21 protein-coding genes are annotated in these 24,320 nt (G+C 32.1%); 9 read left to right on the top strand and 12 right to left on the bottom strand.

Going from position 1 to position 24,320, the window contains the following annotated elements; translation table 11 throughout:
* Positions 1 to 46: 46 nt before the first annotated feature.
* Entirely contained in the window at positions 47 to 688 is a 642-nt protein-coding gene (locus LJY17_RS01435) for a protein-L-isoaspartate(D-aspartate) O-methyltransferase (RefSeq protein ID WP_264544868.1), read from the bottom strand.
* Between the two features lie 140 nt (positions 689 to 828).
* Here LJY17_RS01435 and LJY17_RS01430 point away from each other — a divergent pair, with 140 nt between their 5' ends.
* From LJY17_RS01430 to LJY17_RS01390, 9 genes are all read left to right on the top strand, one after another.
* Complete coding sequence (locus LJY17_RS01430) at positions 829 to 1,794, top strand: Gfo/Idh/MocA family protein (RefSeq protein WP_264542092.1); 966 nt, start codon at positions 829 to 831, stop codon at positions 1,792 to 1,794.
* A 30-nt stretch (positions 1,795 to 1,824) separates the two neighbouring features.
* Positions 1,825 to 2,715, top strand: a complete 891-nt coding sequence (locus LJY17_RS01425; protein ID WP_264542091.1) for a 3-hydroxyacyl-CoA dehydrogenase family protein — start codon at positions 1,825 to 1,827, stop codon at positions 2,713 to 2,715.
* Between the two features lie 66 nt (positions 2,716 to 2,781).
* Complete coding sequence (locus LJY17_RS01420) at positions 2,782 to 4,005, top strand: DUF1015 domain-containing protein (protein WP_264542090.1); 1,224 nt, start codon at positions 2,782 to 2,784, stop codon at positions 4,003 to 4,005.
* A 9-nt stretch (positions 4,006 to 4,014) separates the two neighbouring features.
* Complete coding sequence (locus LJY17_RS01415) at positions 4,015 to 5,070, top strand: acyltransferase family protein (RefSeq protein ID WP_264542089.1); 1,056 nt, start codon at positions 4,015 to 4,017, stop codon at positions 5,068 to 5,070.
* A 1-nt stretch (position 5,071) separates the two neighbouring features.
* Complete coding sequence (locus tag LJY17_RS01410; RefSeq protein WP_264542088.1) at positions 5,072 to 5,734, top strand: YggS family pyridoxal phosphate-dependent enzyme; 663 nt, start codon at positions 5,072 to 5,074, stop codon at positions 5,732 to 5,734.
* A gap of 74 nt (positions 5,735 to 5,808) precedes the next feature.
* Complete coding sequence (locus LJY17_RS01405) at positions 5,809 to 7,170, top strand: exonuclease domain-containing protein (RefSeq protein ID WP_264542087.1); 1,362 nt, start codon at positions 5,809 to 5,811, stop codon at positions 7,168 to 7,170.
* 17 nt (positions 7,171 to 7,187) lie between these two features.
* Positions 7,188 to 8,027 (top strand): ion transporter, encoded by an 840-nt coding sequence (locus LJY17_RS01400; RefSeq protein WP_264542086.1) that lies wholly within the window; start codon positions 7,188 to 7,190, stop codon positions 8,025 to 8,027.
* Positions 8,020 to 8,949 carry a tRNA (adenosine(37)-N6)-dimethylallyltransferase MiaA gene (gene miaA / locus LJY17_RS01395; protein WP_264542085.1) on the top strand — a complete coding sequence of 310 codons (930 nt, stop codon included), beginning with the start codon at positions 8,020 to 8,022 and terminating at the stop codon, positions 8,947 to 8,949. The genes LJY17_RS01400 and miaA overlap by 8 nt, the downstream gene beginning before the upstream one ends.
* 7 nt (positions 8,950 to 8,956) lie before the next feature.
* A complete protein-coding gene (locus tag LJY17_RS01390) occupies positions 8,957 to 9,685 on the top strand; it encodes an acyl-[acyl-carrier-protein] thioesterase (RefSeq protein WP_264542084.1) in 729 nt (242 codons plus the stop codon).
* Between the two features lie 46 nt (positions 9,686 to 9,731).
* Here the strand turns inward: LJY17_RS01390 and LJY17_RS01385 are convergent, their stop codons facing one another.
* From LJY17_RS01385 to LJY17_RS01335, 11 genes are all read right to left on the bottom strand, one after another.
* The gene (locus LJY17_RS01385) at positions 9,732 to 10,433 is read right to left on the bottom strand and encodes a response regulator transcription factor (RefSeq protein ID WP_264542083.1); all 702 of its coding nucleotides are present in this window, start codon (positions 10,431 to 10,433) and stop codon (positions 9,732 to 9,734) included.
* Positions 10,434 to 10,436: 3 nt separating this feature from the next.
* Entirely contained in the window at positions 10,437 to 12,017 is a 1,581-nt protein-coding gene (locus LJY17_RS01380) for a sensor histidine kinase (protein ID WP_264542082.1), read from the bottom strand.
* A gap of 68 nt (positions 12,018 to 12,085) precedes the next feature.
* Complete coding sequence (gene coaE / locus LJY17_RS01375) at positions 12,086 to 12,673, bottom strand: dephospho-CoA kinase (protein ID WP_264542081.1); 588 nt, start codon at positions 12,671 to 12,673, stop codon at positions 12,086 to 12,088.
* On the bottom strand, positions 12,674 to 13,672 hold the full coding sequence (locus tag LJY17_RS01370; RefSeq protein ID WP_264542080.1) for a glycosyltransferase: 999 nt from the start codon (positions 13,670 to 13,672) through the stop codon (positions 12,674 to 12,676).
* Between the two features lie 83 nt (positions 13,673 to 13,755).
* Positions 13,756 to 16,335, bottom strand: coding sequence for a GEVED domain-containing protein (locus tag LJY17_RS01365; RefSeq protein ID WP_264542079.1), 2,580 nt, complete (start codon positions 16,333 to 16,335; stop codon positions 13,756 to 13,758).
* Between the two features lie 135 nt (positions 16,336 to 16,470).
* Entirely contained in the window at positions 16,471 to 18,870 is a 2,400-nt protein-coding gene (locus LJY17_RS01360; protein WP_264542078.1) for a T9SS type A sorting domain-containing protein, read from the bottom strand.
* 137 nt (positions 18,871 to 19,007) lie between these two features.
* Positions 19,008 to 20,198 carry an enoyl-ACP reductase FabV gene (gene fabV, locus LJY17_RS01355; RefSeq protein ID WP_264542077.1) on the bottom strand — a complete coding sequence of 397 codons (1,191 nt, stop codon included), beginning with the start codon at positions 20,196 to 20,198 and terminating at the stop codon, positions 19,008 to 19,010.
* 44 nt (positions 20,199 to 20,242) lie between these two features.
* On the bottom strand, positions 20,243 to 21,895 hold the full coding sequence (recN, locus tag LJY17_RS01350; protein ID WP_264542076.1) for a DNA repair protein RecN: 1,653 nt from the start codon (positions 21,893 to 21,895) through the stop codon (positions 20,243 to 20,245).
* A gap of 9 nt (positions 21,896 to 21,904) precedes the next feature.
* Entirely contained in the window at positions 21,905 to 22,792 is an 888-nt protein-coding gene (locus LJY17_RS01345; protein WP_264542075.1) for a DUF4835 family protein, read from the bottom strand.
* Entirely contained in the window at positions 22,785 to 23,993 is a 1,209-nt protein-coding gene (gene coaBC / locus LJY17_RS01340; RefSeq protein ID WP_264542074.1) for a bifunctional phosphopantothenoylcysteine decarboxylase/phosphopantothenate--cysteine ligase CoaBC, read from the bottom strand. Before coaBC ends, LJY17_RS01345 begins: the two co-directional genes overlap by 8 nt.
* A 10-nt stretch (positions 23,994 to 24,003) precedes the next feature.
* On the bottom strand, positions 24,004 to 24,318 hold the full coding sequence (locus tag LJY17_RS01335) for a DNA-directed RNA polymerase subunit omega (protein ID WP_073311258.1): 315 nt from the start codon (positions 24,316 to 24,318) through the stop codon (positions 24,004 to 24,006).
* Positions 24,319 to 24,320 lie beyond the last annotated feature (2 nt).

The following is a 24,320-nucleotide window of genomic DNA, read 5'->3' as shown; positions in this document are numbered from 1 at the left end:
CTACAGAATAATGATAAAAATCATTTATATTTAATATATTTTTTAATTAATTTTTATCTTCTAATAAAGGAACAAATCTAAAGTCTCCAAGTTCATGTTTTTCAAATTGTGTCTCCGTTTTTCTAATAAGTAAAGTCATAACCTGAACATCTTCACCAACAGGAATTACTAATCGCCCTCCTATTTTAAGTTGAGCCATTAACGGTTGCGGTATAAATGGTGCACCAGCTGTAACAATTATACTATCAAAAGGAGCATGACCTGGCAATCCTTTATATCCATCTCCAAAAATTAACTGTTTAGCACGTACTCCAAGTTTTGGTAGTAATAAAGATGTTTTTTTGAAAAGTTCATTTTGTCTTTCGATAGAGAAGACCTTTGCCCCCATCATGAACAAAACAGCTGTTTGATAACCAGATCCTGTACCAATTTCTAAAACTTTATCGTCCTTTTTGACTTGTAGTAATTCCGTTTGAAAAGCAACTGTATAAGGTTGAGATATAGTTTGTCCTGCACCAATTGGAAATGGTTTGTCCTGATACGCAAAATCTTCAAAACTTGAGTTTAAAAACAAATGTCTTGGTATCTTTCTAATAGCTTCCAATACATTTTTATCTTTAATCCCTTTTTTTTCCAGAATGCTTACTAACTGATTTCTAAGTCCTTGATGTTTGGCCAAATCTCTCACTCTAACATTTAATTTATTCAACAAAATTAGACTTTATATTCGCAAAAATCAAATTAGGAATTCTAAAAAAAACTTCTTTAAATAGTGTTTAAAAGTTGAGATTTATTATTTTTAATTTACTTTTGTTAAAAATAGTCTTTATGCTAAAAATAGGCGTTTTAGGTGCTGGTCATCTTGGAAAAATACATTTACGATTACTCAATCAATCTGAAAAATATGAATTAGTTGGTTTTTATGATGAAAACCAAGAATATGCAAAAAAAATAGCAGCCGAATTTGGTTACACACACTTCGACACCATAGCTAAATTAATTCATGCTGTTGATGTAATAGATATTGTTACTCCTACCCTTTCTCATTATAAATGTGCCAAAGTTGCCATAAAATCAGGTAAACACGTTTTTATCGAAAAACCAATATCAACTACAGTAGAAGAAGCCGAAGAAATTATTGCTTTGGCCAAAGAATACAATGTTAAGGGTCAAGTAGGTCATGTGGAAAGATTTAACCCTGCTTTTAAAGCAGTAAAAGGAAAAATCGAAAATCCTATGTTTATTGAAACACATCGCTTGGCAGAATTTAATCCGAGAGGGACTGATGTTCCTGTAGTTTTAGATTTAATGATTCATGATATTGATGCTATTTTAAGTGTTGTAAATTCGAAAGTAAAGGAAGTAAACGCTAGCGGAGTATCTGTAATTAGTGACTCTCCTGATATTGCAAATGCTAGAATAGAATTCGAAAATGGTTGCGTTGCCAACATTACTTCGAGCCGTATTTCTATGAAAAATATGCGTAAGTCTAGATTTTTTCAGCGTGATGCATACATTTCTGTAGATTTCTTAGATAAAATATGTGAGGTTGTAAAAATGAAAGATGCACCCGAAGTTCCCGGTGATTTTGACATGATTTTACAAAATGCAGAAGGTGTTAAAAAGCAAATTTATTATGATAATCCATCAATAGAGCCTAACAACGCTATTTTAGATGAATTAGAATCGTTTGCAGATGCAATAAATAATGACACAATACCTGTTGTAACTCTAGAGCAAGCTACTGAAGCTTTACGAGTTGCATATCAGATTATTGACTCGATGAATAAATAACAAAAAACACACTCAATACTAAATAAAACAATGAAAAACATCGCTGTAATAGGAGCTGGAACAATGGGTAACGGAATTGCCCACACATTTGCGCAAAGTGGTTTTACTGTAAAACTTATCGATATTTCAGAAAAATCTCTGGAAAAAGGAATGGCAACTATTGCCACTAATCTTGACAGAATGGTTGCGAAAGGAACCATCACTGAAGATGACAAACACAAAACAATTGGCAACATAATTACGTACACAGATATTAAAGATGGTGTAGTAGGTTGTGATTTAGTGGTTGAAGCAGCCACTGAGAATGTTGGTTTAAAACTAAACATATTTAAACAGTTAAGTGAAGTTTGTGATCACAATGTTATATTAGCGACAAACACGTCATCTATTTCTATTACTCAAATTGCAGCCCAAGTAGTTCATCCAGAAAGAGTAATTGGTATGCACTTTATGAATCCGGTACCAATTATGAAATTAGTAGAAATCATTCGTGGTTATAACACATCTGATGAAGTAACTAAAATCATTATGGATTTATCTGTTAAGTTAGGAAAAATCCCTACTGAAGTTAATGATTACCCTGGTTTCGTTGCTAATCGCATTTTAATGCCAATGATTAATGAAGCTATCGAAACGTTATACAATGGTGTTGGTGGTGTTTATGAAATTGATACCGTAATGAAATTAGGAATGGCTCATCCAATGGGGCCATTACAGTTAGCTGATTTTATTGGTCTTGATGTATGTTTATCAATCTTAAACGTAATGTACGACGGATTCAAAAATCCTAAATATGCTCCTTGCCCACTATTGGTAAACATGGTTATGGCTGGAAAATTAGGAGTAAAATCTGGAGAAGGTTTCTATGACTATTCAGAAAGCAAAAAAGCTGAGAAAGTTTCTTCTCAATTTAGTAAATAATAAAGTCACAGTTTTCAGTCACAGTTTCCAAAAACGTCTGCTGTGACTGAAACTGTAAACTAATAAATGGCAAAAATAATTCCTTTTAAAGCAGTTCGTCCTGCGCCCGACAAGGTAGCGTTAGTTACTTGTAGAATGTACGATGATTATACCCCAACCGAATTAGCGGCTTGGCTTAATTTTAATCCTTATTCATTTTTGCATGTAATTAATCCGGCTTACACCTTTACGAATTCGCAAAAAATTACAATCGATAAACGTTTTAAAGGAGTTACCCATAAATACAATGATTTCAAAAGGGAGAATATTCTAATCCAAGAAGATAAGCCAATATTTTACTTGTACGAAATACAAACCAAAACCAATACTTTTACTGGAATTATAGCAGGAACTTCAATAGAAGATTACCAAAACAATATTATCAAAAAACACGAAGATACACTGCAATATCGAGTTGAGTTATTTAAAGATTACTTGCACCAAACAGGTTTTAATACTGAACCAGTTTTAATCACCTATCCTGATAGTACTGAAATTAATACATTTATTACCTTACACAAAAGCAATAAACCCATTTACGAGTTTTCAACTACTACAAAAGAAAAACACACGCTTTGGAAAATTGATACTCAAACCGAAATTAATTTATTAGTCGAACATTTCGAAAGTATCCCTAATTTATACATTGCAGATGGTCATCATCGTTCTGCATCTGCAGAAATGTTGTATGAACAAAACAAATCAACTGGCAATACTAATTTGAATTACTTTATGAGCTTTTTAATTGCTGAAAGTAATGTAAAAATATACGAATTCAATCGTGTAGTTCGTGACTTAAACGGCCACAGTAAAGATGATTTCATAAAACAAATTGCTGAAAATTTTGTCATAAAAGATAAAAAGCGAGAGTTATGGCAACCTAAACATAAATATGAGTTTGGAATGTATCTTGACGGACGTTTTTATGCACTTGAATACAAACACAAAGAAAAAATAAAAGGTATTTTAGAGAATCTCGATGCCCAAATTTTATACGATAATGTGCTTCACCCTATTTTAGGTTTAGAAGACTTGCGTAATGATGAACGTATTGATTACATACCAGGCAAACAAGCCATTCTACACATGAAAGAAATGATAGATGAAGGCGAATTTGAAGTTGGCTTCATGCTTTATCCATCAGACATCAATGAAATAAAACTTTTAGCAGACAATAATCTTATCATGCCTCCTAAAAGTACTTATATAGAACCTAAGTTTAGAAGTGGACTTTTAGTTTATGAATTGTAATTTTCACAAATGAAGAACTTACCAAATCTAACTGCAATTCGATTCTTTTTAGCTTCATTAGTTGTTCTTTTTCACATTCCCGAATATTGTATGAATAGGGGTTTTCCTCATTACAATGACTTACCTATTTTTCATAGAGGAACTGAAGCCGTTTTTGCTTTTTTTTGCTTGAGTGGATTTTTGATTATAAGAAACCTTTTTATTGAAAAAGAAAAAGATGAAATCAATTTGAAAAAATTCTATCTGAGAAGAATTTTAAGGATCTTACCTCTATACTATCTAGTTCTTATAATTGGACTTCTTTTTTATCATCTTATTGCGCCAAGATTTGGTTTTACACATGGAACTGAATACAACTTAAGCATAGCATTGCTATTAGGATTTACTTTTTTTCCGAACATTTTAGCAACATATGCACCTGGAGGGATTATTGAGATTTTATGGTCAATAGGAATCGAAGAACAATTTTATATTTTTATAGCTCCTGTAATTTATCGCCTAAAAGCTAAAAGCAGTTTACTGTTTCTAGTAATTTTCACTATTTTTTATTTTATTCTCTTTCATTTTGGCACATTAAGTGAAGTTTTAATCAAATACGGAATGTATTTCTTTTATTTTTCATTTAGTGGAATAATAGCCTATTATTCAATTAAAATTGATACATCAAAAACAAACCCTCTTATTGGTTACATCTTTTATATTTTATCTATTTCAATTTTCTTTACAGATTTTTTCAAGAATTCTTTCGACAGAAGTATATATAACTTTATATGTATGATAAGTTTTCCAATGAGTATTTACTTTTTATCATTAAAACCTGTAAAACTATTAGAGAATAAAATTTTAATTAAACTTGGAGAAATTTCATATGGTATTTACATGTATCATGTTATTGTATTCCAACTTGTTGGTTTTATTTTTTTTAAGACTAACATTAATAAATTGGTTTCAGAAACATATTCGATTGTAATATTTAACTTTGCCGTTTTTATCTTTACAATATCAATTTCATACATTTCTTATCATTATTTTGAAAAGAAATTTTTAAAACTAAAGACTTATTAAAATGTCAATTCAAGAAAACCTTAATAACATAAAATCTACACTTCCTGAACAAGTAACATTGGTGGCAGTTTCCAAAACCAAACCTGTTAGTGATTTGATGGAAGCTTATAATGTTGGCCAACGTATTTTTGGTGAAAACAAAATCCAGGAAATGACCGAAAAATGGCAGCAAATGCCTAAGGATATTGAATGGCATATGATTGGACATGTACAAAGCAATAAGGTTAAATATATGGTTCCTTATGTTAAACTAATTCATGGTGTGGATAGTTTAAAGTTGCTTAAAGAAATTAATCGTTTAGCAATAAAATGGCGTAAACACATTAATGTTTTGTTACAAGTTTATATCGCAGAAGAAGAAACAAAATTTGGTTTAAATGAAGTAGAACTTGATGAGATTTTTCAATTTGTTCAAAATGACGACTCTTTAACGAATGTTAAAATAACGGGCTTAATGGGAATGGCTAGTTTTACAGAAAATAAAGACCAAATTAGGAAAGAATTTACACATCTTAAATCATTATTCGATAAATATTCACAACTAAATACTCACAATTGCCAACTAAATACACTTTCTATGGGAATGAGTAGCGATTATAAATTAGCAATTGAGTGTGGGAGTACGATGATTAGAGTTGGAAGTAGTATATTTGGTGGTCGCTAACGTAAAAGACACTTTACACTTTTAGCTAACTTTTAATAAAAACACTAAGCCCGAGCTTATAGTTTATAGTAAAAATGTACGCAATACTTGATATAGAAACTACTGGAGGACAGTACAATGAAGAAGGAATTACTGAGATAGCCATCTATAAATTTGATGGTCAAGAAATTGTAGACCAATTTATCAGTTTAGTTAATCCAGAAATACCTATTCAGCCATTTGTAGTAAAGCTAACTGGAATAAACAATGCTATGCTACGTTCTGCTCCTAAATTTTTTGAAGTTGCCAAACGAATCATAGAAATAACTGAAGGTTGTATAATCGTTGCACATAATGCATCATTTGATTATCGTGTAATACGAACAGAATTTAAACGACTTGGATATACTTTTCAAAAACCAACACTTTGTACAGTTGAACTTTCAAAAAAACTCATTCCAGATCAGCCTTCATACAGCTTAGGAAAATTAGTCAGAAACTTAGGAATCCCAGTTGCCGACAGACACAGAGCCAGTGGTGATGCAACAGCCACAGTAAAGCTTTTCAAAATGCTTTTGGCTAAAGACTTAGAAAAAGAAATAGTTAAGAGTTTTATTAAAACCGAGATTAAATCGGGAATGTCTCCTAAATTATTAGACATTGTAGAATCATTACCAGCCAAAACTGGTATTTATTACATTCACAATGAAAAAGGTGACTTGATTTACATTGGCAAAAGCAAAAACATAAAAAAACGAGTTAACCAACACTTTACTGGTACATCAAACAAGAGCAAAAAAATACAACGAGATGCTTACGCAGTTACATTTGAAGAAACGGGAAGTGAGCTTGTCGCTTTATTAAAAGAAAGCGAAGAAATTAAAGTTAATAAGCCCATTTATAATCGCTCACAACGAAAAACAATATTCCCTTGGGCTTTGTATGCTGAAAAAGATGACAAAGGTTACTTGGCACTAAAAGTTTTAAAAGCAGATGGTAGAAAAAAAGAAATCACTTCTTTTTCAACATCTCAAGAAGGCAAAAATGCTTTGTTTAAAATTACCGAAAAACATCAATTATGTCAAAAGGTTAATGGATTATATGAAACTAAAAAAGGATGTTTTCAATATGATTTAAAACAATGCAACGGTGCTTGTGTAGGAAAAGAAAGTCCTGAAGAATACAACATTCGTGTAGAAAACTTCATTACTAATCACCAATTCAATAATCAGAATATGGTAATTGTTGATAAAGGAAGGAGTACAAACGAACGAAGTGCTGTTTTATTAGAAAATGGGATTTACAAAGGTTATTGTTTTTATGATCTAAATCATCAGATAAACAATATCGAAATTCTAAAAAACATCATTATCCCTATGCAAAGCAATAGAGATACACGTAATATCATTCAGAATTACATTAACAAACGTAGAGTACACAAAATCATAAAGTTTTAACAACTTTATTTTATAAAATGAGAGAGCTCAAAAGTAAATATGACATCCTCAAACAACAAATCTATATTATCATTTATGGTTCTAATACATTTGCTGGAAGACTTTTTGATCTAATATTACTAGGCGTTATCTTATTAAGTGTTCTGCTAGTGATGTTAGAATCAGTTGAACAGTTAGATGCAAAGTACCATAGCTTTATTATTATTTCTGAATGGATAATTACTATTTTTTTTACAATTGAATATTTTTTAAGAATTATAAGTAACAAAAAACCTTTAAACTATATTTTCAGTTTCTATGGTATTGTAGATTTTATTTCAATACTTCCCATGTATCTATCTTTTATCATTCCAGGTTCTCGAATGTTATCTGTTATAAGGGCTTTGCGACTTTTAAGGCTATTTGGAATACTAAATTTGGTACATTTTACGGGACAAGAATCTCAACTTAAACTCGCTATAAAAGCAAGCAGAACAAAAATTATAGTATTCGTCTACTTTGTTCTCATAGTATCTATTTTATTAGGAGCAATAATGTATGTTGTGGAAGGAAAAGAAAGCGGTTTTACAAGTATTCCTGTAAGTATTTATTGGTGTATCGTAACCTTAACTACCGTTGGTTATGGAGATATTGCACCCGTTACAACTTTAGGTCAAATAATAGCATCGTGTATCATGATTATGGGTTATGGAATTATAGCCGTGCCAACAGGTATTGTAACTGCCGAATTTGCTTCAGCTAAGAAAAATCAAATCAATAATTCTAAAAAAAGAATTTGTCCTTCTTGTACTTCAATTGTGTACAATGAAGAATCAAAATTTTGCCACCTTTGTGGCCAAAAATTAAGTAATGACTAACTTTTTAATCACAATAATAGGCCCAACCGCCATTGGTAAAACAGCTTTAAGCATAAAGTTGGCACAACATTTTGGTTGTGAAATTCTTTCTTGTGACAGTCGTCAGTTTTTTAAAGAAATGTCAATAGGAACTGCTGTTCCTAACTTGCGTGAATTAGCTTCGGCACCACATCAATTTATTCAAAACAAATCGATTTTTGAAAATTATTCGGTAGGTGATTTTGAAGCAGAAGCCTTGCAAAAATTGGATGAATTATTTCAGAAAAATAATATCCAAATAATGGTTGGTGGTTCAGGATTATATGTAGATGCTATACTAAAAGGCTTTGATGATTTCCCTGAAATCGATTTAAAAATTAGAGAAGAAATCAATACAAAGTACGACGAATTGGGTATCGAATTTCTACAAGAAAACTTAAAGAAACTTGATCCTGAATATTATTCAAAAATAGAAACTGAAAATCCGCAGACTTTACAAAACCCACAGCGTATGAAACGTTTTGTAGAAGTTTGTTTAGGAACAGGAAAACCATATTCTAGTTTTATTGGTAAAAGAAAAAATCAGCGTGACTTCACTCCTATCATTATTGGTTTAGAAGCTGACAGAGAAGTTATATATGATCGTATTAACAAGCGTGTCGATATAATGATGGCAGAAGGACTTTTAGAAGAAGCCAAAGCTCTATATCCTAACAAACAACTAAACGCTTTACAAACTGTTGGTTATCGCGAATTATTCGATTATTTTGACGAAAAAATTTCTCTTGACGAAGCTATCGAACAAATAAAAACCAATACTCGCCGCTTTGCTAAACGACAAATGACATGGTTTAAAAGAACTGAGAACACAAAGTGGTTTGATTATCAAAACGATATATCGCAAATAATAAATATAATAGAAACAACAATTCATAATTCATAATATTCAAATGCCTATTTCAGAAAACTTCACCTCTATTTATTCTCATGAATGGGAAATAAATTTTACACAATGTGCTCCTAACGGATACTTGAAGTATGTTGATTTGTCTAATTTGCTTCAACTCACAGCAGCTGAACATTCGATACTAGGCGGACTAAGTTTTAATGACATGCAAGAACATCATCAGGCATGGGTTTTAAGCAGAATTAGAGTTGAGATTGATTCATTACCAAAATGGTTAGATAAAGTAGTTGTAAAAACATGGATCGAAAGTCTTGAAGGAAATAAATCGATTCGTAATATAGAAATGTATTTGAATGATGTTAAAATTGCTGGAGCAACAACGTACTGGGCAGTTTTTAACACACAACTTCGTAAATCTGAACCTTTAGCTTTACCTCACGTACATTTTGAAAAATTCCCCGAATGGAAAGCGACTTCAAAATCTTTTTCTAGAATTAACATTAGTGAAGATGTAAATTTTGTTTGTGAAAGAAAGGTTCTTTTGTCTGATTTAGATATTGTAAACCACGCTAACAATACAAAATACCTTGAGTGGTGTTTAGACACAATTCCTCCCAAAACGATTCTTAAAAGCCAAATAAAAGTCTTTGAAATGAATTTTCTTCGTGAATTGAATTGGAATGACAAAATCTCAATTAATAGTAATGAAAGTCAATCACACTTTACCGTTAGTAAAGATGAGAAAGTTTGTTTTGCAATGTTGTTAGAATAAATAAAAAATCCCAGCAATTACTGGGATTTTTTACTATTGAGCTTTGTTATTTTTTCACAACCAATCTAAAGCCTTCTCCATGAATGTTTAAAATTTCAACATTCTCATCAGATTTAAGGTATTTACGAAGTTTTGCAATATACACGTCCATACTTCTTGAAGTGAAATAATTATCATCTCTCCAAATTTTGGTAAGTGCTAATTCTCTTGGCATCAAATCATTTTCATGTAATGCTAACATTTTAAGCAATTCGTTTTCTTTTGGAGACAATTTTATTGGTTCATCACCAGGGAATGTCAAGAAACGAAGTTTTGAATTCAATTGGAACTTACCAATTTCAAATTCAAATTTTGCAACATCAGCTTTAATTTCAGATGCTTTTCTTTGAATGATTGCTTTAATCTTCATCAATAAAACTTCTGAATCAAATGGTTTGTTTAAATAGTCATCGGCTCCAACTTTGTATCCTTTTAAAACATCTTCTTTCATTGTTTTTGCCGTTAAAAAGATAAGAGGCACCTCTTTGTTCTTTTCTCTAATTTCTTTTGCCAATGTAAATCCGTCTTTATAAGGCATCATTACATCAAGAATACACAAATCGTAGTTATCTTTTTTAAATTTTTCGAAACCTTCCATACCATTTTTGGCAAGAACAACTTCGAAATCATTCATAGACAAATAGTCACGAAGAATCGCTCCAAAGTTTGGATCATCTTCTACTAGTAATATTTTTTTGCTTGTATCCATAATTTAATAAATTAATGGTAGTTTGATTATAAATGTACTTCCTTTTCCTTTTTCACTCTCGACCATTACTTCGCCATGATGGTCGTCTACTATTCTTTTCACATAAGCTAATCCGAGTCCGTGTCCTTTTACATTGTGAATATCACCTGTATGCTCGCGATAAAACTTATCAAATATTTTCTTTTGTGCTGCTTTACTTATTCCCTGACCTTGATCCTTAACTTTAATAACAATAAAGTTTTTAATGTTTTCTGATGTTACATTAATTACTGGTTTTTCTGGAGAATACTTTATTGCGTTCTCTAAAATGTTTACCAATACATTTGTAAAGTGAACATCATTTAATAGAACTGTTGTTTTTACTGCTTTTAAATCGACGTTGATTGTTCCTTCTCTATCCTCTATTATCAAACTCACGTGCTCTACAGCTTCTTCGATTATATCGTGCATGTTACACGATTCTTTCTTTATGTCAAGCTCTCTTCTTTCTAGTTTAGAAATTCGTAAAACGTTCTCAACTTGAGCATGCATACGTTTATTTTCGTCTTTAATCATTTGAAGATAACGAAACACTTTTTCTTTATCATCAATGATTTTAGGGTTTTTTATAGCATCAAGAGCCAAATTTATAGTTGCAATTGGAGTTTTAAACTCATGTGTCATATTGTTAATAAAATCTGTCTTAATTTCAGAAATATGACGTTGTTTATTTAACTGATTTAAAGCTGTGTAATAAGCTACTATGATGATTGCTGTAAACAAGAAAGCTAATGTTGCAATTCCAATTAAGTCAGAAATTAAAAATGATTTCTTCTTAGGAAACGAAACTAGTAACTGATATTTACTAACACCATCATTATCTGTAAAAATTGGCGTATCAAAAGTGGTCTTTTTATCGTATTTGAAATTTTCAGATTTTACTTTGGTAGCTAAACCATTACTGTAAATTCCGAATTCAAAAGGAGTCTTTATACCATACTCTCGCAATTCCTTTTCAAAAAAATTTTTAAGCTGCTCTGGTGATACTCTTTGGGTAATAGATCTCGTTGCAGCAATATCCTTAAAATTAATTTGAAATGTTGCCTTGTCCAAAACATCTACAACACCTGTTTTTGTTATTTTCTCAGAAGGAATAACATTACTACTTACATCTGAATTTACAATATTTTGATTATAAACTTCTGTAACGCGCTTTGCTACATAATTTTTAATTCTTGTCGAATCATTATTTTTATCAAAGAACGAAGCAGATACCGAATAATCTTCTGGAATTATACTGCTTGAATAAATTATTGTTTCGTTTGTTAATTCATTTTTTTCAACATAAAAAAACTTCATCAACTCACTTCTTTGTGGCGTCTTACCAATACTATCTTTTAACTGATTAAATCTACTTAAAAAAGTATATGTCTCTTGTTCTTCAACACTTTTTGCAACATTTGCTACAACTTGTTTTACTTGATACTTAAATTGTTCCTCTTTATTTTTAAAAGATGCGTTTATTAAATATCCTTGTACAGCAATGATACCCAAAAGGGCAATTGTCATTAAAACAACCACAAAACGAAACAAGGTCTTATTCATTGCTACAAATTTAACATTTTAACATTTGTATCTTAAAAACATTAACCAAATATTAACAGAGAGCCTGTTTAATGTATATTCTTTAAAATTTTAAGAATTTGTAAAAATTGCTCTTTTGCAAGGGTCTTATATTCATTATAAATAATAAAATTACTTCTCTCAAGTCTTTCTTTTTCAGGGATTTGATTTTTTATTCTTTGTAAAACTTCTTCAGGTTTTACATGGTCTCTCTTTACTACCCTTTCTATTCGAGTTTCTTCCGAAGCAGTAACTGTTATAACTTTATCACAATATTTATAACTCCCACTTTCAAATAATATTGCAGCCTCTTTTACCACAAAAGGATGATGAGAATTTTGCTTTACCCATTCATCAAAATGTTTTTTTACTAATGGGTGAACAATCGAATTAAGTTTTTTGAGCTGCTCAGGATTATTAAATACAATTTCTGATAATGCTTTTCTGTCAATTTGACCATTATCGATTACTAAATCTCCAAATTCTTGTCTTACTTTTTCAACTGTTATTGGACGTAGCATTATTTTTTTTGCTTCGTCATCAGATATATATACAGGGATTCCTTCGGCTTCAAAAAGTCTTGCAATGGTTGTTTTACCACTTCCAATTCCGCCGGTTAATCCTATTATCTTGGTCATTTATACTTTAAAGAAAAGTTCCGGAAATGCTTCTTGTGGTTTTTTCTTTAAAATATTGATTTTAATAAATGACTCAATAAAACCTAATCCATACCCAAAGAACTGACGCCACATTGCAATTATTGACAAAAATCCAACATATACATTTCTGTTCTTAATGCTTGAAGACAAAAATATTATAATTGTATAAACAAAATATAGTTTAAGAATCCAGTCGAATGCAAAAATTAAAGCAAGAACACCAATAATAAAAAATATTACAAATAGTGATGGTAAATAAAATGTTGGTTTAGCATATTCGGGATACCAATTATTCAAAATGGGTCTTGCTTTTCCAAACTTATTGACCTGAATATAAAATTTCTCCCAATCAATTCTTCTTTTATGATACACAAATGCTTTTGATATCAATTTAGTTTTAAAACCAAGTTTCCATAAACGAATACTTAAATCTGGATCTTCTCCCGGATGAATATTAGAAAAACCTTTTGAAGCTTCAAATGCCTTTCTGGAAATCCCCATATTAAAACTTCTCGGCTGAAATTTTTCTAATTTTTCTGTTCCTCCTCTTACTCCTCCAGTTGTTAAAACAGAAGTCATCGTAAAATTAATAGCTTTTTGAACAGCAGAAAAACTTGGTAACATATTATCAGGACCACCAAAACAATCTACAAACTCTTCATTAAGGCTCTTATCAACTTCTAAAAGATAGTTTTCTGGAATAATACAATCTGAATCTAAAACAAGAAAATAATCTCCTTTAGCATAAGTCATTCCAAAATTTCTCGAATCACCAGGCCCTGAATTGTACTTTAAATAATATGTAATATTGAGTTTGCTCTTATACTTCTCAATAATACTTTCGCAAGGAATTGTTGAACCGTCTTCAATTATAACCACTTCAAATGGTTTTGAATAGCTTTGTCTAGTCAAACTTTCTAAAAGCTCATCTATCTCTTCTGGACGATTATAAACAGGTATGATAAACGAATAGTTCATTTGGCACTTTTTGGCAAAGTTACATTTTTAACAAAAAAAAGTCATCACAAAGGATGACTTTTTTAACATTTATATTCTGAATATTATTCTTTTACAATCTTAATTGTATTTTCTAAACCATCAACTGTAACTTTTACTAAATAAGTTCCAACTGCAAGTCTTGATAAATCAACTTGAGATTGCATAGCATTTACAGATTTTGATAAAACCTCTTGTCCTAATAAATTGTGAACAGAAACTTTAGAAATTTCTTTAGTATAAGATAAATTCAATACATCTTTTACCGGATTTGGATATGCTTTAAATCCTTCTAAATTGAATGTAGCTGTACTCAATGAAGCATCGTATGCAGAAACCGAGAATGTTCCAAATGAATTATTGCCATATTCCCAAACTCTAAAATACAATACTTCACCTGGTGTTCTTCCTGTTAATGAAATTAAAGGATGATCGCCTGAAGCACTTGTCAAATCATCACAATCTTCTAGAACTAAAGCCGAACAAGGTCCACTGTAAACAGCCCCTCCTGTATCTGTCAAACCACCAATTATTTCATTAACTTCAAAAGTAATAGATCCTGAAGCAGGAACTACAGCACTATACCAAACATCTCCTCCTGAATAACTTGCACATCCTGGATCTGGAATTGATGGGTCAGCAACTTCAGAGTCTGTAGCAGATTCATTAGTACCAACAATATCATAAGCAGCAAAATCAGCACCTGGTGTTAAAACAGTTGCACCTGCACAATCATCATTTGCTGGCGGCGGCGGCGCAGCTTGAGTTGTAAAACTAAATTCAACACATCCAGTAGCAGAACCGCCTGCATTAACTGATATTACTTGCCAATAATAAGTAGTTGAATAGTCTAAACCTGTAATAATCTCAGTAAGGTTTGTTGTATTTCCTAAAAGAGTAAGGGCACCTGAAGTTGTTCCTAAATAAACATTATAACTGTCAGGTGTCGAACCAGTTGCTGGTGCTGTCCATGCAAAAGTTGATCCACCTCCTGTTAAAGCAACATTTGTAGCTCCATTAGCTGGTGTAGTTATTGTTGCACATTGAGGTGCAACTGGCAATGTTGAAAAAGTGAAAGGCCCAGACCAAAGACTACTTCCATTTCCACCACCACATACAGCACGAACGTAAAACTCATAATCAGTATCAGCTACTAAACCAGTATTAACTAAGAATGAAGTATTATCATTAACATTTGGATGTGAAGGAGCTCCCGAAGGCGCACCACCTCCAGCAGTTGTAACATGTAAATCCCAAGCTGTTTCAGCACATCCAACATTCCAGCTCAATTCAACTGAATTTGTTGTTGGATTCGCTGCTGATAATCCTGTTGGTTGAGGACACGCCACAGCTGCAGAAATAGTAATCAAATAATCTTCAACCTCCCCATAACTATTATTTGCACATGGAGTAACAGCCGAACCATTAGTATTAAACATCGCTCTTACTCTTAAACGATGTTGACCTAAAGGTGGATTACAAGATAAAACAATTGGAAAAGTTGCAGAACTACCTAAAACCCCCACTTGTCCACTTCCTGTAACCTGACCAGCTGAATAACCAATTCTCTCTGTTGCATTATCAAAGACTCCATCATCATTATAATCAATCCAAGCAGCATAACCTTCAGTATATTGACCAGCATAAACAGTACATCCATAAGAACTTCCTGCTTGCAAAGTTGTAGTCAATGCTCCATCTGAAGTATAATCAGAATATCCAGCAGTTCCACTTGGACATCCAGTACCTGAATCATTATCTAAAGTATTCAAAACAACTCTTGCAATTACATCACCATCTGTACAACCGTAAGTAGTTGTTGGTGTACAATAATTAACAGTTGTACCTGTTGTAAATGATTGTATAGCACAACCTGTAGCGCTACCATTTGCATTTTTAGGAACAACTTGCCAATAATAAATAGTATTTGCCAACAATGGCGCCGTTGGTGTAAAAGTTAAATTTGCTGTATTTCCCGCTAAAGGTGGAGTTGCTGAAGTACCAAAATAAACATCATAAGATGTTGGTCCACCAGTAGCAGCCGTCCAGCTTAAAACAGGATTTCTTGCTACTCCTGTAGCAACATCAGCAGGTAAAAGTGCTGAAGCACAGTTAGGCGGAGTTAAAGCAATTTGAGAAATAATTACACTATCTATATAAAAATAGCAATCACCTCCTGTATGTGTCCCATTAAATCTTAATTGAAAATCAGATCCTGCTGGTACAGTACCAACTGGAATTGAACCCGTCCAAGTAGCACATGTAGTTACAGATGTTGTAGTAACATTTCCAAATGTATTCCAAGTACCACCATTATCTGTTGAATATTGAACATCAACAGAAACACCTACACCTGAACCAGAAGAATATTCCGTTGATTTCCAATCAAAAGAAACATTAATTTGTTGCCCATTAGATGCCGCAGCATAATTTGGAGTTGTAACGGAACCAGCAGGCCCAGAAGACCAAAAATTTCTTCTCAAAGAAGCTGTTGCAACACATGGTGTTGTTGTTGTTCTTGAAAAGCTAACATAGGTCCAACCAGCAGGGGTGGTCGAAGATTCAAACCCCTCATTTACTGACATTTGCGCTTTTACATCCCATAAACTTAGGAGTAAAAACAACAATAAAGTAATTTTTTTCATAAAATTGTTATGTTTGATTATTCCGACCAATTTAATAATTTTTTAATAAAAAAAGAGAAAAACAAGTAATAATATCGATTAAAAACACAAAAACCATGCAAATGCATGGTTTTTGTTGGATATTGTTAAAAATAATTAATTCTTAACTATCTTGATTGTTTGAACTTGATCTCCCGAAGTTACTCTAACAATATAACTTCCTGAGTTTAAATTTGAGATATTAACTTCACCTTGAGTAGCATTCAAATTTTTAACTAAAACTTTTTGACCAATAATATTAAATACTTCAACAGATGAAATTTCAGATGAATAAGATAAATTTAAAACATCATTCACTGGATTAGGATAAACCTTCAATGAATTTTTATCAAAAGAAGTTGTACTTAATGATGCATCATAAGCTGAAACGATAAATTCTGAATTTGTTGATGTTGGAGCAGTTGTATTATACTTCCATACTCCAACATATATAACTTCGCCAGGAGTTCTTCCAGTTAAAGATAAAATCGACATAAGGTTATTAGCTCCAGTTGGACCACCATCATCATCACAACCAATCTCAGTTAAAGAACCACATGTTCCTGAAAAAGCTGCCACGACAGAATCTGTCATTGAGTTAGTAGCCGCAACTTGAGTTTCAATTGTTAAATTTCCAGAAGCTGGAACAATAACTGAATACCAAACATCCGCAGAAAAATTAGACTGACAGCTAGGGGTTACACCAGCAGTTGTATTACCTCCTAAAACAGAACCTGCAATATCATTATCACCAAAAATTCCTCCAACAGTTAAAGCTATTGCATTCACACAATCATCATTTACAGGTGGAGCAGCTGGAGTCGTAAAAGAAATTGTAGACCATACACTATATAAAGGCCCTGAACAAACAGTTCTAACGTGAAAATAATATGTTGTTAAAGGAGACAATACAGTAGCATTATAAGTTTCTCCCGATAAAGGTGTTCCAGAGCCAACTGGATCAGTAGCAACATTATTTATAACATATTCATAATTTCCTGTTGTAACTCCCCATGTAACAGTTGCAGAACTTTGAGTTAACCCATTAACTGCCAAACTTATTGGATTAGAACAAGCAGGTGACAATCTAATTTCAAAATTATCTATAGAAAAATCAATATCTGCTGAACCATTTGAAGCACCTTCAACAACTCTAAAAGCGAATCTAACTGATTGCCCAGCATAAGCATCCAAATCAATAATATTTGTAGAACCAGTATTAGAAGGAACATTACTACTATTGTAAGTATATAATAATGTCCAATTTGTAGTTCCCGTTGAAACTAACACTTCTACATAATCATCAGCTTCCCATGCAGTTGTTGGTGCAGTTGTTGCACCATACTGTGTAGCAGCAGCATCAAATTTTAATTCATATCCACTTGCTGGTATATTATAAATTGGAGACATCAACCAATCATTGGCACCTGTTGTAAAAATATTATATCTAGCAGCTCCTGTTGAACCAACATTTCCAAATCCATCTTCAATCCATGAACTTGATCCAAAGGTTGCAGGACCTACTGTTGTATCACCATTATCAGCTTCTTGCCAACAACCTGGTACATAAGTAGAGAAGTTTTCACTTGAAGGTACATTATAAGTTGAACAAGGTGTTGTAAAGGATACCATTTTCCAAGTTGAAAACCCTCCTGCTCCACAATTAGCTCTTAGATAAGCTGTATATGCTGTATTTGGAGAAACAGAAGCAGCAATTACTGCATTTGTACCAATAGTAGTTCCAGAAGTTGGAGCTGGATTTGCAGTTGGCTGAATTACATATTCCCAAGAAGTTTCAGAACCACCTGCTATCCAATTTAAATCTACTGTGGTGGCTGTTAAATTAGCATAGTTAAAGCTAGTAGGTGCTGGACATGTTACTACATAATCAAAACCTATTTGAGGTCTTCTGTAATTTGTAGAAGTTAATGAAGCTCCTGGAGTACCTGTAGTATTATTAATATACTTTGTAGTATTACTATTTGTTGTACTGATACAAGGAGTACCATATTCGTAATCCCAACCAATAGCTGTAGATGATGCAGTATTAACATACTCCATATAAACGGCTAAGTTTTGAGTACCTGAATAAGTAAAATTGTTAGAGAAAGAAAAAGATTTCCAACCTGCTGAAGAACCCGTTGCTACAGAAGGATTAGAATCGTAAACTAAAGTTGCAGTTGCAATTTCTGTTGCCCAATCTATTGCTGCAGCACCAAAATCTGTTGCGGATGTTTCTTTAAGATACACTTTTAAGGTTGGGGAACCTCCCATAGTTCCAGAAGCTGCCATACGCTTAAAATAAACTGCATTCAAGACTTGACCTGAAATACCAGCTAATTGTGTAGCTGGGTAAATGATTGCTGATCTACTCGTAGCATTTGCAGTAGCAACACTATTCATGTTACCATAAATATTAGTTGAAATTCCTCCTGAGCAAGTTGGAACTTGATACAATTGCGCATTTATCTGCAAACTGATAAAAAACGTAACTAATAAAAAAGTAATTTTTTTCATAATAATAATTTGATTAAGCCAATAAATTTACTAAAGTTTAACATTTTATTAAAAAACTACGGAAACTAATCGATAAAAAACAAAAAAACCATGCGCTTTGCATGGTTTTTCTTAATAATATTTTAGTTATTTATTTTTTACAAAATACTCGGAATATTTACCATTTCATCTGTATCAGCTAAATAGTCAACTCCTTCAAATCCAAATCCAAATAAATTTAAGAAATCACTCTTATATCCAGCCAAATCACCAATTTGTGGTAAAGTATCTGTATTAGCTTGTGACCATAAAGATTTTACAGCATCTTGAACATCTGCACGCATTTCCCAGTCATCAATACGAATTCTACCTTTATCATCTAACTGAACTTCTCCCCCATTAAACAATCTATCAGCAAATAAACGTTGCATTTGCTCGATACATCCCTCATGAAGTCCTTTTTCTTTCATCGTTTTGTATAACAATGATATATATAAAGGAATTACTGGAATCGCAGAACTTGCTTGAGTAACTAAAGCTTTATTCACTGAAACATACGCTTTTCCTCTTAAATCTTTCAAAACATCAGAAATTTCAAAAGCTGTTGCTTCTAAATGATCTTTTGCGCGTCCAATTGTTCCTTTACGATAAACCGCTTCAGTAACCTCAGGACCAATGTAAGAATAAGCCACAGTTGTGATTCCTTCTGCTAAAACTCCTGCTTCTTTCATTTGATCAATCCACATAGTCCAATCTTCACCACCCATAACTACTATTGTGTTATCGATATCTTCTTGAACTGCTGGTTCAATTGAAACTTGAGAAACTATACCTGTGTGAAAATCTACAGTTTTATCTGAAAAAGTTTGACCAATTGGTTTTAAAGCCGAACGGTGTAAAATTCCCGTTTTAGGGTGTAATCTTACTGGTGAAGCTAAGCTATAAATAATTAAATCTACCTGACCTAAATCAGACTTAATCATATCTATAGTTTTTTGTTTTATTTCATCAGAGAAAGCATCTCCATTAATACTTTTAGCATATAAACCTGCTTTTTGAGCTTCTTGTTCAAATGCTGCAGAATTATACCATCCTGGTGTAGCTGTTTTGCCTGGTGCTGGTTCTTTTTCGAAGAAAACTCCAATTGTAGAAGCATCACTTCCAAAAGCCGCCGTTATTCTAGATGCTAAACCAAAACCAGTAGATGCCCCGACAACTAAAACACGTTTTGGTCCGTTTATTTTTCCTTTTGATTTTACGTACTCGATTTGATTCTTTACACTCTGTGCACATCCCTCAGGATGAGCAGTTAGGCATATAAATCCTCTCATTCTAGGCTCTATAATCATAACTTTATTTTAATTAGTTTGTAAGGCAAATTTAATTTAATTTATTAGTTAAGCAAAGCTTTTGCATGCGTAATAGCTGATTCTGAAATATCTTTTCCTGAAAGCATTTCGGCAATTTCTATAACACGTTCTTCAGTTCCTAATAACTTAAGCTCAGACACTGTTGTATCTTCTTTATCTGATTTAAATACTTTATAATGCTGATTCCCTTTTGCTGCAATTTGTGGAAGATGTGTAATAGCAAAAACTTGCATTTTCGAACTCATCACTTTCATGATATCTCCCATTTTCTGAGCAATCTCACCAGAAACTCCAGTGTCAATTTCATCAAAAATGATTGTTGGAAGTTTAGAATAATTAGCTAAAATAGATTTTACAGCCAACATAATTCTCGACATCTCCCCTCCCGAAGCTACTTTTTTAAGCAATCCAAAGTCAGTTCCTTTGTTTGCAGAAAATAGTAATTGAATCTCATCTTTACCTGTTGGTAAAAAACTATCTGATGTTTTAATTTCAAATTGGAATCTTGCGTTAGGCATTCCTAATTGTGATAAAACCTCAATAATTTGGTCAACCAAAACAGGAACTGCAACTTTTCTATTTTCAGAAATCTTAGAAGACATTTCTTCTAAAACCAAATTTATTTCTTCTTGTTTTTGGATTAGTTTTTTAATTTGATTGTCTAAATCATCAGCCAAAACCACTTTTGAATCCAAATCATTTTGAATCACTAGAAGTTCTTCAACCGATCCAACATTGTGTTTTTTTTGAAGATTGTAAATCATTTGAAGTTTTTGACTTACCAACTCCAGTTTCTCAGGATCGTTAAATAATTTTTCTCCTTGAAGCAAAATCTCTTTAGCAATATCATCAAATTCAATTAGAACACTTGAAACGCGATCCGATAAGTTTTTATAATCATCAGATAAATTAGAAACTTTTTGAAGTGAATTTTTAATCTCTTTTAAACTTTGAATAATTCCAATTTCTTCTTCATTAGCCAAAGCTAAAGATTTATCAAGATTCTCCTTTATAAACTCAACATTATTAAGTTTTTCATATGTAGATTCTAATTCTGATTGTTCTCCTTCTTTCAAATTAGCAGAAAGCAATTCTTCTAATAAAAAAGCGTTATAATCAGCCTCTTTAGAAAGTGATTCTTTTTCAGTTTGCAACTTCTTTAATTCATTCTTTACTGATTTGAAAGCAGAAAGATGTTGCTTATACTCTGATAATAGATTTTGATGATTTGCTATTGCATCAAGAATCTCAATTTGATAAGCTTCTTCTGTCAATTCACGAGTTTGATGTTGTGAATGTATATCTATCAAAAACTCACCTAAATCTTGCAATTCAGTTAAATTCACTGGACTATCATTAATAAAAGCTCTTGATTTTCCTGAAGGTAAAATTTCTCTACGAATGATTGTTGAATCTTCATAATCCAAATCATTGGCATCAAAAAAATCTTTTAAATTATATTTAGTCAAGTCAAAATGTGCTTCAATTACACATTTTTGCTCTTTATCTTTTAACGAAGTTAAATCGGCACGATTTCCTAGAACTAAACCTAACGCGCCCAATAATATTGATTTTCCAGCTCCTGTTTCGCCAGTAATTATAGAAAATTGGTTAGAAAAATTCATTTCTAACTGTTCAATTAATGCAAAATTTTTAATTGATAATAATGTAAGCATGTGAGAAATTTAGTAACTAATTTGACTCCACTTACTAGAATTTGTAGGAGACAATCTGTTTAAGTTATCAACAACCTCTGTGATGTCAACTTTAGGTCCGTCAGTAAAAATATCAAGAATTTCATTTGCTTTTGCATCAAAGAAAACTCGCGTTAAATATGCGTTAGGGCGAACTTTAGCGACTTCTCTTAATGTCTTAAGAGCCTTTCTAATACCTTCTTTTCCTTCTTTTTGATTTTCGGCCATTTTATCTAAGGCTCCAAAATGATATTCATAAATAGCTTTTCTAAAAGACGAATAAGTTGGCGAAATCATGTCATTAACTAAATAATATCTATTTTGATTTCCGTTAGATGTCCAAGCTTTATCTTGAGTTTGTTGCGCATTACTTACAATATTCATAGCGTTCTCAAGAGCTTTAGTCCCACCTTCTAACGAAAATGAATCCGCATCAACAGCAATAATCATATTTGCATAAAAAGCCAAAGTAGATAGTAAATTTGAATCGTATGAATTTGGATTAAAATTTAAGTTTTGAAATTCTGTATAAGTAAAACTAAAATCTTTATCGTTAATATTCAAAATTGGAGAATTATATGTAGAATTAAAGATTGGTCTTGATGCCTGTACTTGTAAGATTGCTGTAAACTGATCAACATTATTATAACTCAAAACATTAAAAAAGAAAGAACAATTAATTTTCTCTGGTCCTTTAAAAGTTTTATCTGTCCACTTAGTGTTATTTAAAAACTCTGTAAGTGATTTTTGCAAGGTTTTAAACACTTGCTGATTTGTAGCCGCAACCTGATCTGTATTAAATGATACTGTACAGTTAAGCTCTTGTGCTTGTGACAAGCCAAAAACAAAAAACAACAATAAAGTGAAATAGTTACGCATAATGTTCTACAATTTTATTTACAATATCAAGAGCTACTTCTTCTTTTGATTTCAGGTCTTGTGGTTCAATGATAAAATCTTTACTTATAAAGGTAACTTTATTAGTAGGTTTACCAAAACCCGCACCAGCATCATTTAAAGAATTTAACACAATCAAATCTAAGTTTTTTTTCTGTATTTTTTGCTTTGCGTGTTCAATTTCATTTTCTGTTTCCAATGCAAAACCAATCAAAAACTGATTTTTTTTAATTTGTCCAAGAGATGCCAAAATATCTTTTGTTTTTTCCAATTCAATAGAAAACGAAGCATCATTCTTTTTTATTTTTTGATCCGCTACATTTTTTGGTCTATAATCAGCTACTGCAGCTGCGGCAATAGCAACATCTACTTCATTAAAGTATTCATGACAAGCATGATACATTTCTTCTGCAGAAGTTATTCTGATTAAATTTATAGCAGAATTTTTAGTTTTTAAATGTGTTGGCCCTGAGACTAGAGTAACTTGAGCTCCTAAATTTGCAGCGGCATTTGCAATATCAAATCCCATTTTTCCTGAAGAATGATTTCCTATAAAACGAACCGGATCGATAGCTTCATATGTTGGACCTGCAGTTACAAGTATTTTCTTGTCTTTAAGGGGTAACTTATTTTCAATATCTTTTTCTAAAAAAGAAATGATGTTTTCAGGCTCAGCCATTCGACCTTCTCCTGACAAACCACTAGCTAATTCACCAGTTTCAGCTGGAATTATTGTATTTCCAAAACGTTTTAACGCTTCAAAGCTAGCTAAAGTTGATGGATGCTTATACATATCTAAATCCATAGCCGGAGCAAAATATACTGGGCATTTTGCAGAAAGATATGTAGCAATAAGAAGATTATCACAATTTCCATTTACCATTTTAGACATGGTGTTTGCTGTAGCAGGAGCAATGATCATATAGTCAGCCCAAAGTGCCATATCGACATGATTATGCCATAGTCCGTTGCCCTCATCTTCATTAAAGAAAGAAGAATAAACAGGATTTTTTGATAATGTAGAGAGTGTTAACGGGGTAACAAAATCTAAAGAAGCAGGTGTCATAATCACTTGGACTTGAGCACCTGCTTTTATAAAAAGTCTAACTAATAATGCTGATTTATAAGCAGCAATTCCACCAGAAACTCCTAGTATTATTTTCTTACCACTTAAAACCGACATGATAGTAGTTTTATTTTGTAGATTTATAGTAAATTTTGTTCTCTAACCATTCTTGAACAGCTAAAGCGTGAGGTTTAGGTAATTTTTCGTAAAATTTAGAAACTTCGATTTGTTCTTTGTTTTCAAAAATTTCCTCAAGGCTATCGTTGTAAGTAGCAAATTCTTCTAATTTTTCAATTAACTCTTTTTTAATTTCTGAGTTAATTTGATTAGCTCTTCTTGCCATGATTGTGATAGCTTCATAAACATTTCCAGTTGGCTCTTCAATTAAACTTTTGTTATAAGTGATTGTGTTTACTGGAGCTGTTGTTTTCTTTAAATCCATCC

This window comes from Flavobacterium hankyongi, from assembly GCF_036840915.1.
In the GTDB taxonomy this organism is placed as follows: Bacteria; Bacteroidota; Bacteroidia; order Flavobacteriales; family Flavobacteriaceae; genus Flavobacterium; species Flavobacterium hankyongi.
The sequence above is the reverse complement of the archived record's forward strand: the minus strand, read 5'-3'. Positions and strand labels throughout refer to the sequence as shown.

What these genes read in the sequence shown, in the direction of transcription:
- LJY17_RS01430 (WP_264542092.1), top strand. Translation starts at nt 829, where the DNA reads ATGCTAAAAATAGGCGTTTTAGGTGCTGGTCATCTTGGAAAAATACAT.
- LJY17_RS01425 (WP_264542091.1), top strand. Translation starts at nt 1,825, where the DNA reads ATGAAAAACATCGCTGTAATAGGAGCTGGAACAATGGGTAACGGAATT.
- LJY17_RS01420 (WP_264542090.1), top strand. Translation starts at nt 2,782, where the DNA reads ATGGCAAAAATAATTCCTTTTAAAGCAGTTCGTCCTGCGCCCGACAAG.
- LJY17_RS01415 (WP_264542089.1), top strand. Translation starts at nt 4,015, where the DNA reads ATGAAGAACTTACCAAATCTAACTGCAATTCGATTCTTTTTAGCTTCA.
- LJY17_RS01410 (WP_264542088.1), top strand. Translation starts at nt 5,072, where the DNA reads ATGTCAATTCAAGAAAACCTTAATAACATAAAATCTACACTTCCTGAA.
- LJY17_RS01405 (WP_264542087.1), top strand. Translation starts at nt 5,809, where the DNA reads ATGTACGCAATACTTGATATAGAAACTACTGGAGGACAGTACAATGAA.
- LJY17_RS01400 (WP_264542086.1), top strand. Translation starts at nt 7,188, where the DNA reads ATGAGAGAGCTCAAAAGTAAATATGACATCCTCAAACAACAAATCTAT.
- miaA (WP_264542085.1), top strand. Translation starts at nt 8,020, where the DNA reads ATGACTAACTTTTTAATCACAATAATAGGCCCAACCGCCATTGGTAAA.
- LJY17_RS01390 (WP_264542084.1), top strand. Translation starts at nt 8,957, where the DNA reads ATGCCTATTTCAGAAAACTTCACCTCTATTTATTCTCATGAATGGGAA.
- LJY17_RS01385 (WP_264542083.1), bottom strand. Translation starts at nt 10,433, where the DNA reads ATGGATACAAGCAAAAAAATATTACTAGTAGAAGATGATCCAAACTTT.
- LJY17_RS01380 (WP_264542082.1), bottom strand. Translation starts at nt 12,017, where the DNA reads ATGAATAAGACCTTGTTTCGTTTTGTGGTTGTTTTAATGACAATTGCC.
- coaE (WP_264542081.1), bottom strand. Translation starts at nt 12,673, where the DNA reads ATGACCAAGATAATAGGATTAACCGGCGGAATTGGAAGTGGTAAAACA.
- LJY17_RS01370 (WP_264542080.1), bottom strand. Translation starts at nt 13,672, where the DNA reads ATGAACTATTCGTTTATCATACCTGTTTATAATCGTCCAGAAGAGATA.
- LJY17_RS01365 (WP_264542079.1), bottom strand. Translation starts at nt 16,335, where the DNA reads ATGAAAAAAATTACTTTATTGTTGTTTTTACTCCTAAGTTTATGGGAT.
- LJY17_RS01360 (WP_264542078.1), bottom strand. Translation starts at nt 18,870, where the DNA reads ATGAAAAAAATTACTTTTTTATTAGTTACGTTTTTTATCAGTTTGCAG.
- fabV (WP_264542077.1), bottom strand. Translation starts at nt 20,198, where the DNA reads ATGATTATAGAGCCTAGAATGAGAGGATTTATATGCCTAACTGCTCAT.
- recN (WP_264542076.1), bottom strand. Translation starts at nt 21,895, where the DNA reads ATGCTTACATTATTATCAATTAAAAATTTTGCATTAATTGAACAGTTA.
- LJY17_RS01345 (WP_264542075.1), bottom strand. Translation starts at nt 22,792, where the DNA reads ATGCGTAACTATTTCACTTTATTGTTGTTTTTTGTTTTTGGCTTGTCA.
- coaBC (WP_264542074.1), bottom strand. Translation starts at nt 23,993, where the DNA reads ATGTCGGTTTTAAGTGGTAAGAAAATAATACTAGGAGTTTCTGGTGGA.
- LJY17_RS01335 (WP_073311258.1), bottom strand. Translation starts at nt 24,318, where the DNA reads ATGGATTTAAAGAAAACAACAGCTCCAGTAAACACAATCACTTATAAC.